The 10,687-nt window shown below is 44.1% G+C and carries 11 protein-coding genes and 1 pseudogene; 4 read left to right on the top strand and 8 right to left on the bottom strand.

Going from position 1 to position 10,687, the window contains the following annotated elements; translation table 11 throughout:
• Positions 1-66: 66 nt before the first annotated feature.
• On the bottom strand, positions 67-252 hold the full coding sequence (locus tag AMS66_RS33305) for a hypothetical protein (protein ID WP_053784240.1): 186 nt from the start codon (positions 250-252) through the stop codon (positions 67-69).
• A gap of 58 nt (positions 253-310) precedes the next feature.
• Here AMS66_RS33305 and AMS66_RS29855 point away from each other — a divergent pair, with 58 nt between their 5' ends.
• The gene (locus AMS66_RS29855) at positions 311-955 is read left to right on the top strand and encodes a sensor histidine kinase (protein WP_053784239.1); all 645 of its coding nucleotides are present in this window, start codon (positions 311-313) and stop codon (positions 953-955) included.
• Positions 956-1,052: 97 nt separating this feature from the next.
• Here AMS66_RS29855 and AMS66_RS29850 read toward each other — a convergent pair whose 3' ends face one another.
• Both AMS66_RS29850 and AMS66_RS29845 read right to left on the bottom strand, forming a co-directional pair.
• Complete coding sequence (locus tag AMS66_RS29850; protein ID WP_053784238.1) at positions 1,053-3,416, bottom strand: alpha-L-rhamnosidase-related protein; 2,364 nt, start codon at positions 3,414-3,416, stop codon at positions 1,053-1,055.
• Between the two features lie 22 nt (positions 3,417-3,438).
• Entirely contained in the window at positions 3,439-4,908 is a 1,470-nt protein-coding gene (locus AMS66_RS29845; RefSeq protein ID WP_236703682.1) for an alpha-L-rhamnosidase-related protein, read from the bottom strand.
• A 200-nt stretch (positions 4,909-5,108) separates the two neighbouring features.
• Here AMS66_RS29845 and AMS66_RS29840 point away from each other — a divergent pair, with 200 nt between their 5' ends.
• Positions 5,109-5,957 (top strand): AraC family transcriptional regulator, encoded by an 849-nt coding sequence (locus AMS66_RS29840; RefSeq protein ID WP_053784236.1) that lies wholly within the window; start codon positions 5,109-5,111, stop codon positions 5,955-5,957.
• 265 nt (positions 5,958-6,222) lie between these two features.
• Here the strand turns inward: AMS66_RS29840 and AMS66_RS32570 are convergent.
• A pseudogene (locus tag AMS66_RS32570) lies at positions 6,223-6,316 on the bottom strand (hypothetical protein); the annotation flags it as partial.
• Positions 6,317-6,491: 175 nt separating this feature from the next.
• On the opposite strand from AMS66_RS32570, the gene AMS66_RS29835 reads away from it, so the two are divergent.
• Entirely contained in the window at positions 6,492-7,145 is a 654-nt protein-coding gene (locus AMS66_RS29835) for a tyrosine-type recombinase/integrase (protein WP_053784235.1), read from the top strand.
• Positions 7,120-7,284 carry a tyrosine-type recombinase/integrase gene (locus tag AMS66_RS34825; protein WP_082350957.1) on the top strand — a complete coding sequence of 55 codons (165 nt, stop codon included), beginning with the start codon at positions 7,120-7,122 and terminating at the stop codon, positions 7,282-7,284. Before AMS66_RS29835 ends, AMS66_RS34825 begins: the two co-directional genes overlap by 26 nt.
• An 866-nt stretch (positions 7,285-8,150) precedes the next feature.
• Here the strand turns inward: AMS66_RS34825 and AMS66_RS29830 are convergent.
• From AMS66_RS29830 to AMS66_RS29815, 4 genes are read right to left on the bottom strand one after another with little or no spacing between them, the layout of a single operon-like run.
• On the bottom strand, positions 8,151-8,612 hold the full coding sequence (locus AMS66_RS29830) for a phBC6A51 family helix-turn-helix protein (RefSeq protein WP_053784234.1): 462 nt from the start codon (positions 8,610-8,612) through the stop codon (positions 8,151-8,153).
• Positions 8,605-9,150, bottom strand: coding sequence for a hypothetical protein (locus AMS66_RS29825; protein WP_201782243.1), 546 nt, complete (start codon positions 9,148-9,150; stop codon positions 8,605-8,607). The genes AMS66_RS29830 and AMS66_RS29825 overlap by 8 nt, the downstream gene beginning before the upstream one ends.
• Positions 9,143-9,343 (bottom strand): hypothetical protein, encoded by a 201-nt coding sequence (locus AMS66_RS29820; protein WP_053784232.1) that lies wholly within the window; start codon positions 9,341-9,343, stop codon positions 9,143-9,145. Before AMS66_RS29820 ends, AMS66_RS29825 begins: the two co-directional genes overlap by 8 nt.
• Positions 9,344-9,401: 58 nt before the next feature.
• Complete coding sequence (locus tag AMS66_RS29815) at positions 9,402-10,601, bottom strand: hypothetical protein (RefSeq protein ID WP_201782242.1); 1,200 nt, start codon at positions 10,599-10,601, stop codon at positions 9,402-9,404.
• Between the last annotated feature and the right edge of the window lie 86 nt (positions 10,602-10,687).

Raw genomic sequence — 10,687 nt, 5'->3', positions numbered from 1 at the left:
GACGAACCACATTATAGAAAAGATTATTGAATGACAACGCTGTCTGTACGTCCAGCTGAATATTACTCATGTATCCATTGAGGTTGGTGTAGAGTTCCAATTCAGGGAATGATCTCCGGCCCAACCACCCAGGTTGCCATTTCGGCGTAAATAAGTTGCTTTTCCATAATAAATGTTGCCAAAGAAATCATTGCCCCTGAAATCTTTGACGATGGCCGCATCATTCCCGAAACGACGAACAAAACCAATCAACAGCTAGCGACTATTCCGTTCGGCCGCTTCCAGCATAGCGCGAGCATCTTCAACATTCATGATCTTGTTCTGTGTCGCCACCAATTTCCCTGAACTGAAGACGCTTGGAAATTCGTCTTCTACAAGAAAAAATAATTCCTCACTTCTTGTACAACATGCTGTCAACTATAACTGGATTGCAATTGAGAATAATCAGACGAAAATATCACATATTACAAATAACTTGGCAACATACTATCGTACGGCGTTAAATCATGGAAAAGATCTCAGCACGTTAGGAATAGAACTGGATAACATCAAATCCTACATTGCCCTCCAGCAAATAGCACGCGATGAAAGCTTCGACGTTGTTTACGATGTCTCACCAAGTTTATTGCAATGTATTGTCCCCAACTTCATATTACAACCCATTATTGAAAACGCCATTGAACATGGAATTGATACCCTTCGTGAGGGTAATGGCGTAATTGTTATAAAAAGTGAAGTGCATGAATCGAAGTATAACATTTGTATCAGCGATAACGGTAAGGAATTATATGAAAAATACGGAGGAAGCGAGTTCGCAAAGAGTATGTACGGATATGGTCTGCGTAACGTTAATGAAAGAATACGCTTAAAAACAAACTTTAATTACGGTATTCGATTATATTCAAGTTCTGATGGGACAAAGGCTGTCCTTACATTACCGAATTACTTGCCTTAAGCCTATATAGAAAGAAAATAAATGAAGGTTAAAACAGCTCCTAAGCCGTCTTAACCTTCAGAAATTCAATTCCGTCTAAACTATGTTCAAACAAGTATTACATCTGACATGAAAGCCTATAGTCTCCACTTCCCTGATACATATATACTGAGTTATCTGGAAGAATAATTTCCAGCCCAGCCTCAACTCTGGTTGAAACCAGCATATTGAAATTTTTCTGATCATTTAACTCCCATGCTACATTCACGATTCCCTTTGGAGTTGCTACATCGCCACATGCTTGCTTTAGAGAACCTATTTGCGGAGCTATTTTAATTTTTGTAAAACCAGGAGCAGCAGGCTTTACCCCCAATATACTAGCGCTAAATTCAAAAATAGGTACAGCCCCCCAAGCATGACAGTCACTTCTCTGTTTCACAGGATCCTCAACCCAGGACGTAAGACCAAGTATAGTCAGCCCTCTCCAAATATCCCATAGCTTGAAGGACCTGTCGTAACAACCTGTCTTTTCTAACGCTCTAAATAAGAAAAATGACATAGCGTAGGAAACTTCCGGTAATTGTTTATTGGCCAACATACGTTCCATTAATCCCTTAGCGCTTTCTCCTTCAATCGCACCTGCAAGAACCGCCCATATTTGTGAATGCTGACTATATTCCTCTGCTTGTGGAGCATCACGATACAGCCCCGTGTGATTTGAGTAGCTTGTTCTATTCACAGCTAGAATAAGCTCGGCTGCACGTACCCTGTATTCTTCTCCGGTATCTCTTCTGCCTAAAGCATCTTGCAGTTCTGCAGCCAGCTTCAAGGTCGTAATAAACATTAAATTATAAATTGTATTGCTGCCCTGCTGAGAAGCCGTAGGTACACCGCGCTGATCCATCCACTCTTCAACCCAGTCTACAAATGACCAGTATTGGGAAGGCATCCCCCCTAAAAGCCCATTGGATTCAATTCTTTGAGTAAACCATTCCAGAATACCATCAATTGTTGGCAAATAGGTTCTAACTAAGGATACATCTCCAAAATATTGATAGTGATCGTGCACCATCATAATCCAATATAATGAGAAACCCGGTATTACTTGCGGGAGTATTGACGGGTATCTGCTTTGAAGCAACCCGTTAGGCAGCCTTGAGCTATGAAAATCGTGAATCGCCTTACGGGCCAACCGGTCATCACCATTAAGCTGATAAGTAAACAGGGCTTGTAACCTGGTGTCCATTGTATATTGCAACTGTTCATAATAAGGACAATCCTCGTAGGTTTCATGCATACAACGTTTCAATGTATTAATACTAATGTTCCAAAGCTGCTGCAAACTATCGTCAGAGCTGGAAAAGTTAGATATGATGTCTAATGGATAGCCTGTTTCTCTGTAACTGAAAGAATAAACAGCCAGCTCCTCATCCGCCGTTTCAACCTCTAAGGAGACGAAACGAAAGGTTCTGAATAAGAACGGCTCATATTCCTCATGCTTATCAATAGAGCCATAGCCGCCTACTTCGTAGAGATCATATACTCCGAATAACTCACCGGTTGCATCATCTCTGATCCCTTTTACGGGAAATCCGGTCACAGGATCCTTTTTCGCATAGCATTCTGCATACAGCAGCTTTACCCTAGCGCTCTTTCCCTTTCCCAATTTCAATACAGGGTAACCCGTGGTCATCTCACCGGCATCAAGCTCAATCTTCATGCTTTGGTTAGGGCCTATGGTAAATGGTGTTTGAAACCTGCTGGAGCCTGTCTGCTCGTCAATAACTTGATTGTTCATTTTCATTACACGCTTGAAACCCCGCTCTTGTTCAAAGAGCTGAGGAATATTGCGCAGAGTCAGGTTCCACGGTGATAACTGGCCGTAAAGGGCATCTTCATAATTACTGACCTTAACGGCGCAACTCCATTTTTCATCATCATACGACACAGCATTCCATTCATAGGTGAGCTTCCGGCCATCCACTTTTTCCGTACTCCCCACCAGCCCGGTGCCCATTCCGGAGTCCACATTGGTGATTGCTGTTTCCTGAAGACACAGCCAGCTTCTGTCGGTTTTAAGGTTGACAATCGCATTGCCCTCCCCGTCTGTAACTTCTCCCGCAAGAAAAAAGCCCCCTTTACTCGACCGCCAGACGGATACAGAGCCTTCCTTATCATTGTAGTGAACAACTTTGGCCGCTATCACATTATGACCATTGTGCAAATATGCGGAGCAGTCAATTTCTTCATAATAATGGGTATGATTATCCCCCTTGCTGGGGCCGTGTGATACCGGGAATCCATTAACGTATAGGCGATATCGGCTATCTGCCGAAACCATAATATTTAACTTCAGTTCTTGTATATTTTCCAGTACGAAATTTCTGCGAAAATAAATCAGTTCAACCTGATTCTCTTCCAAAACAACCTGTTTGTCATGAATCCAAATCCACTCTGCTCCCTTAAAATCTGTACTCGGCATCACTTTGCCCCCTTGGCCAAATTTATAACATGTATTTGCGAATAAAATAAGCAGGTGTACAACTCCAGGCATGGCAGTAGCTATTAATCAAAAAACTTCCATACGGTGAAAGTTTTTTGTCAGCCGGATTGTACAATTCCCAGAAGGTATCTGCCCCGTCTTTCACCATCCCCCCCCAATAGGCACGGATCTGGCTGACCGCTTGATCATAGTTACCGGCAAGAATTAAGGCTTCAATAAAATGATGGTACATGTAAGGCGTAGTCATTCCAATACTTGGCGGCTGCTCAAACACCCGGTCCATTAGACTCCTGTTTACTTCCTGCGGCATTACTTCTGCAAGCACCATCCATACTTGGGAAGCCCATGATATCTGCATCGTTTCCCCGCTGACAAAAAGGCATTGTGTATCATCCCAAAGATGTTCAAGTGCAGCCTTGACCGTCAGTTCGATTTTGCTTTCAATATAATGGCGCTCCTTGTCAAGTCCCAGTATGCCGGCAAGCTCTTTGCCGCGCCTCAGACAATAAATCAGTACCGCCTGAGCCGGCGTTTGTTTATTCAGCCCATCCTGCCAATCCGTAAAGCTCCACCAGGTGCTGTCATCGCGCACAATACCGCGTACATCCAGACGGGCAAGGCCGATTTCGAGCTGCTCCATGGCAATCGGCCAGAGCTCCTCCAGCGTGCTGAGGTCTGTAGAGGCTTCGTAATAATCATGTAGACATGCTACAAAGAGTAACGCGTAATCATACAGGTTAATATCATCTACTTGCGGATTCGGTTTCTCATATACACAAGCACCAACGGTGCCGTCCTCTAGACGCATACCACCAAACAGGTATAAACAGCGTTTAACCAAGTCATAGTTCTTGAACGTATAATAATTGGCTTGCGCCTGAAGCCTCAAATCTCCGACCCAGAGGCGCCGGTCTCGCTTTGGACCATCTTCAAATACCGTCTGCATACAGTTTCGGAGCGTTTTCACTGCAATATAATCCATCATTCTGATATCTTCAGGAACGTTCGCTGGCAGAGGTTCAACCCGAGCATCGTCCCCTGAGCTAACCGTAGTACAACTTGCCTGATTAAACATAACCTGATACCTACGAGAAGTATCCAATACTTCCACCTTTAAAAATCGGAAACAATACCGTCTTGGAAGCTTAAGTTCTGCAGGCAGGACATCGACGTACAGCGTCTCCTCCTGAAGCCATGAACTGCTGATATTGCCGTTGTAATTGTCAAAAGATTCAGCAACTTCGCACGGCATTTCCCCAAATGTCATCTTTAGTTTAAGCGGCGCATCCTGAGGACTACCGACGGATTGTATTGAAAGAGTTACATAACCGACTAAGTGATCACCGAAATCCAGCACAAAGCTATCTCTTTTCCCGTATGTTCTGCCACACCAATTGTCTGATTCTATATCGGGTACAACTTTCCAGCCTTGAAGGGCTTGTTCATCCGCTATTATAGAAACACTCCCCATAGGCTTAACCTCCCGAGTGTATAATTCCGGGATAAGTTGCTCGGCAACTTCCACCATCTTTGTGTTTTTTATCAATTTTTGGTCTCCCATCGGTTTTGACTTGTTAAACTTCTAAAATCATCATAAAATAAAAATCAATACAGTATATCTTGGTGATCACGACATTTAGAGAGGGTATCCAGACAAAAAAAGGTGATTATATGGTAAAGAGAACAGTTCGATTATTTAGCGGAACAAACTACTTCAATGACATTACTTCCATTTTTATCAATCGGAGTATAGAATCCTATGAAGTAATTGAGCATTATCACGATTTTTTGGAGCTGACGTATGTGTGTGAGGGCATCGGCACACATCATATTAATAATGAGGTCATACGTGTAACAAAAGGAGATTTTTTTCTAATACCAGTCGGTGCTTCACATGTATTCCGGCCGGGATCGATTTCGAAAGAAAAGCAGCTTGTAGTATATAACTGCATCATGCCTCTAGAGTTTGCCCTTCAAATGCTGCAAGCTGTACCAGGTGGGAAGGAGTTATGGCACCTCTTAGCCCCCTCAGAAATTTGGCATTTAAGAGATCTAAATGGTGAAGTACACAGTTTGTTTGAACGTCTTTATCGTGAATTCTCGATTAAAAGAATAGGTAGAGATGTTGCCCTACATGCGAGTGTATTGCAATTGCTGACTTATATCGCACGGTTGAAGACAGAAGACGAAACTATTTCCATTCAGAATGGAATGGACTATATACTGGCTATTCTTCATAGTGAGTACGATAAAACCATTACTCTTCAAGAACTGGCTTCCGAACTCGGGGTGGGAGAACGGCAGTTTCAACGATTGTTTTTAAAATATACAGGAATGACGTTCTTAAATTACTTGCAACAAATTAGAATTGATGCAGCTTGCCGACTACTCCGTACAACAAACTATAAGGTAAGCTATGTCGCCTCTTCTGTCGGTTATAACAATATTGCTTTCTTTAATCAGCTTTTCAAGAAAAAAGTAGGACTCGCCCCCCGTGAATATAAGCAACTTAATAAATAGTGCAAAATAAGTTCAAAGAACCTTCAGAATAGAGACACAGGCAATGACTGTAAGTGAAATAGTCTAGTTTCTGGTTGGCTTTATGCTGCTTTGTCCTTTTTCGCCATTCTATTGATCCCACTATGATGGTAGCTCTCGTTTCCCTCTTCCAAATTTCGCATCGTCTTCATTTCTCCATGGTGTAATTATTAATAGTTCTTATTCCTTTTTGAAGTGTTCCGAGTACATTGCCATTCCGTCAATCCGCTTGCTAATTCTTCCATCGATGGAATCCGTCTTGCTAAACATTGACGAGTCATTACGCTCAGCTCAATTTCAGCAATGTTCAGCCAACTGCCATGTTTGGGGGTGTAATGGATTTTAAGCCGTTTAGCTAGATGCAAAGCCGTTTCGGGTTCAAGTGTTGCTGTTAGAGACAAGGGTAAATTTTAGCCTTAATCTTAATGCTGTAGAGGAAGAACCGATAGTTGAAGAAATTGCGAAGAAACACCTGTTGAAGAGTCGGTCGATCAGGGACCATTATTTTCTGCCTTTATGCTTCAATGGCTAGCATTGATGAAGCACAAGGTTGAGTTTATCACCTACGCTTCCTACCACAATGTCATAACTAATCATGTTGTACCTTACTTTGAAAAAGAGGGTCTCTTCCTCAAAGAGTTGCTACCGAGTCATATTCAAGATTACTATCAGTACGAGCTTGACGAAAATGGCGTGACAACCAACGCAATTCTCCAATATCCCGCTAATATTCGCAAAACATTAAAACATACGCTCAAAAATGATTTAATTAACACCAATCCGGCTGATAAAATTGAGCGCCCAAAGAAAAATGATTTTGTAGGCAGTTTTTACAACAAGCAGGAGATTAATATACTGTTTAAAAAAGTAAAAGGCGAATTTGTTGAGCTCGCGGTCATCCTTGCTGCATTTTATGGATTACGAAGAAGTGAAGTGATCGAACTAAAAACAAATCGAGTCCAGCCTTTGAGGAATTACTGCTGCATATTCGTGAGTTGCATGCACTTAATAAGGCCATATGTGGTAACTTTTATTGCACTGATTACGAGGAGTATATCTACCTGGATAAGTTGGGACAACGAGTTAAACCCGGCTATATCACACAGAACTTTACTAGAAATCTTAAAAAAATGGCCTACGTCGGATCCGATTTCAAGACCTGCGTCATAGTTGCGCAAGCCCTTTACTCGCCAATATTGTCGGTATGAAAGAAATTCAAGAATGGTTGAGACACAGCAACTATTCTACAACAGCAGACATTTTTTCTCATTTGAAATACGTTCCAAAGTATCTTCAGCATCAACGATGAGCAATGTCCTAGTCTTTTAAATAAAAAAGATCACATTCCCCTCAATACTACGTGAGAGTATGCAATCTTTTCCTCGTCCTCTCCTCGTGAAAAAGAAGAGAACTGCAAGGAGAGAACTCACTGAAAAGTTGTCTCCCAGCATTTTTAAATACCAATATTTTCCAAAAAAAATTATCAATTCATTGATGCCGAGGACCGGGATCGAACCGGTACGGTAGTCACCTACCGCAGGATTTTAAGTCGTTCCGCTATATTTACGCTTATAAACCCGCATTCCTACGCAGTTTTATCGTTAAATGTGCGTCCAACTACACGAGGACCCACCGTTCATTTATACGTTGTGTTACCGTTTTTGCCCATCCGCTTCTGTGCGGTTAGGTCTCGTTCATTATACGGTAAACTGGGCGTTCTCTGCAACTCAGCACCAACTCCCGGGGTGTATTTTATTGCGTGGATTATTCAGGCACCTGATCCAGCGGCTGACGAAGGGGGCCTTGGGGGGGCCGCCAGCACCGCCTTCCGTTTATACATTCGCATGCAAAAATAACTGCGTATAATAATAGTTACACGCGCATACCGTTACGCAAAACCCGCGCCACTCCTACGTTTCTTATCCGTATGTATAATCGCGCTCTATTCACCGTATATACAATTCCAGTTCTATTCGCTAATAAACCGCATAACCACGCGGATAATCCGACCACCACGTTAATAACCGCTGGCAGTTTATTCAACCGATCATCCGCGCAGTATGCATCGTTTATACACCGCTCAACCCCGAAGTTTTAGCGTGGCTGTCCGCCAGTTGCGTGGTGCAGGTTTTGACGCCTCCTCACCGCTATCCTGTCCGGTAACGTCCGCTATTCTTATGAAGATTCTCCGCCAACTAATTCGTTCAATTCCTCGATTTCCTTACGGATTTCCTCGTCTGTCTTACGATTAATTGCGTTCTCTTCGCGTCTATCTTCTACGATAGTTCGATCGGACAACAACGCGAAACGACGCATATAAAGATCGAGGGCTTTCACGCTCGGCAATCCGTTATTTCCTCCGCGAATAGCTTTCATTAAAGCAACGTTGACCTCCGCTCTCATTCCACTCAGATTGATATCCGTAAGATAATTAACGTAATCAATAAAACGTTCTTGCGCTTTCCATTCGTATAGAGTTGAACGCGCGATGCCGAGCTCATTCGCTACTTCTTGCATACTCTTCTTGCGGCCATCCTCGGACAGCAGTTCGCCCCATTCGTTAGCCACCAGTAACTGCGCGGCCTTCCTTTGCTGTACGGTAAGCTGCGCCTCTAATACGTTACGTTGTCTACTCATAACTATCGTCCTCCTCGTATTTGTTTATCTCCGGCAGCACATCAGCAATCGCGGTATCGACGTCATCTTCCGCTATAACAGTCGCGCCTCTAATCTCGTAGGATAACGCGGAATCCTTCGTCATTAGTCCGATGCTGAAATGCACCTTCCGCATAAGTCCGTTGATGTCCAATTCGTCCGTCTTACCAGTATCAATTGCTTCATTCACGCGCCTAATGATCTGCAGGAACCCGCCAGCTCCAAGCCCATGTAATCCGCACCAAAATCCCTTAGAGTAACGTAGGACTTTCGCAGCTTCCTCGTATTTAGCGAGCTTACTTATGTCAATCCGCGTTATTTGGCCCACCGCCAGCACCCCCGCGTACTTTACAGCGATTACTTTAAGCGGCTGCAGACGATCAACTAGCGCTACCGACAACGGAATATCCACAACTTTCGGACGCGGTTCCGGTTCGGGTTTTCTCCCTTGTTCAATTCGTATCTGACGTAGTCGTTCCGCCAAACGCGTATTATCTGTTCGCAATTCTGCGTTAGTCATTGCCATCGTTTATATCCGTCCCTTCGCTTTGTTCTAATTGCACGATTGCCTCGCCAATAACCGTATCCAGGCCGCGCAGTATATCTAGGCGGCTGTCTGCGTGTACTCCTAATATCTCGCTAATCACTGCGCTTAGCTCTCCGACTGGATGCGCGACATCAACGGTAAATTCCATTAAGGTACGTGACTTCATTCGTATAATACCTCCTTGTATTAAAAAGGCCCGCAATAAGCGGACCCATAACGTTTGATTACGCGGATCTCGAAGTGGTGAACGTTCCTCCCCAATTCTGATTCGCACTGTTACCGTGGTTATGCGTAGGCAACGTAATGTCGTGCGTATGGTTATTGAGCTTGGTCCATATTGCATCAAGCTGCGTCTGTAACCCGGTAACACTGCCGATATTCAGCTTAAGGCCGGTTACTTCACGGCGGAATTCAACGTTACCATCAATCGTCACTGCGCCTTGTAGACGGATAGGATTACCGGTATTGTTTGATCCGATAAACACGTCGCTACTAATAATCGAGAGTCCGCCGCTGTTCTGATACGAATTAATCTCGCCCGCACTCGCACCACCTGAACCATAGAATGAAATCGCAGCAATCCCGTTATCTGAACCGGTATTAATCCGGATACGGTTCACACCTGCCGCGTCGTAACTTCGAAGCCCCTGCGTATCCAACTCCACGCGTCGACCGCTCGCTGCTGTGCGGATGAGTGAACCGGTGATTGTACCGCCAACTGTCGTACTTCCCTCGGTATACATGTTACCGGATGTATCTACTTTAAATTTGCCGTTACCAACGTTGATGGACGAACCCACAATCGCGCCATTATTGAAATCCGAGCTGTTAATCTGCGCGGAGTTGGCGGTCAGCTTATTCATTACGGCATTACCCTGCATATCCGCGAGACACGGTAATCGCTCGCCCTTCCACACCGGATACGCTGTTTTGTCATTTATCCAAACGGAGCTATGCGCTAGGTTGTCGCTATTAAACCGAAATCCGAGTAACATACCGCCAACACTGGCATCGGCGATCTCCGCGTATGACTGTTCGACTGCGCTACTTACCTCGATGCCGGCGTTTACCTTTGCGATAAGGATCGGAAGGATATCGTCAGAGTGCGCGCCGAACGAGAAAAAGTCCAGGTTAGACGGCTGAGTGACGCGAATATCAAAGTTGGTGTCATAAACCATCTGAATATAACGCGGGACTCCCTCCTCAAACTCATGGACGATTACGCCGAGCTCAATTCCATGCTCAAGAACTTGATATAACGGGTCGTTCTCATTAGCCGCCTTGAACGTTAAGTAACATTCTCGCGCCACTCTCTGTATGTCTTCGATACTGCTATCTTCTCTAATCATACCGAATACCGACTCGGCGATCTCAAGCATCCCAGTTGCGAAAACAACACGTTTACCAAAGACCCTCGCCTTCATGTACTCATCTGTAACAAGGTAATTGGTTTCCCCAGCCTGAGCACAAACTCGCCCGTCAGCCCAAACGTAGAAACTGCCCTCTATAA

The organism is Paenibacillus xylanivorans (assembly GCF_001280595.1).
Classification (GTDB): domain Bacteria; phylum Bacillota; class Bacilli; order Paenibacillales; family Paenibacillaceae; genus Paenibacillus; species Paenibacillus xylanivorans.
The sequence above is the reverse complement of the archived record's forward strand: the minus strand, read 5'-3'. Positions and strand labels throughout refer to the sequence as shown.

What these genes read in the sequence shown, in the direction of transcription:
- AMS66_RS29855 (WP_053784239.1), top strand. Translation starts at nt 311, where the DNA reads ATGATCTTGTTCTGTGTCGCCACCAATTTCCCTGAACTGAAGACGCTT.
- AMS66_RS29850 (WP_053784238.1), bottom strand. Translation starts at nt 3,416, where the DNA reads ATGCCGAGTACAGATTTTAAGGGAGCAGAGTGGATTTGGATTCATGAC.
- AMS66_RS29845 (WP_236703682.1), bottom strand. Translation starts at nt 4,908, where the DNA reads ATGGGGAGTGTTTCTATAATAGCGGATGAACAAGCCCTTCAAGGCTGG.
- AMS66_RS29840 (WP_053784236.1), top strand. Translation starts at nt 5,109, where the DNA reads ATGGTAAAGAGAACAGTTCGATTATTTAGCGGAACAAACTACTTCAAT.
- AMS66_RS29835 (WP_053784235.1), top strand. Translation starts at nt 6,492, where the DNA reads ATGCTTCAATGGCTAGCATTGATGAAGCACAAGGTTGAGTTTATCACC.
- AMS66_RS29830 (WP_053784234.1), bottom strand. Translation starts at nt 8,612, where the DNA reads ATGAGTAGACAACGTAACGTATTAGAGGCGCAGCTTACCGTACAGCAA.
- AMS66_RS29825 (WP_201782243.1), bottom strand. Translation starts at nt 9,150, where the DNA reads ATGACTAACGCAGAATTGCGAACAGATAATACGCGTTTGGCGGAACGA.
- AMS66_RS29820 (WP_053784232.1), bottom strand. Translation starts at nt 9,343, where the DNA reads ATGAAGTCACGTACCTTAATGGAATTTACCGTTGATGTCGCGCATCCA.
- AMS66_RS29815 (WP_201782242.1), bottom strand. Translation starts at nt 10,601, where the DNA reads ATGAAGGCGAGGGTCTTTGGTAAACGTGTTGTTTTCGCAACTGGGATG.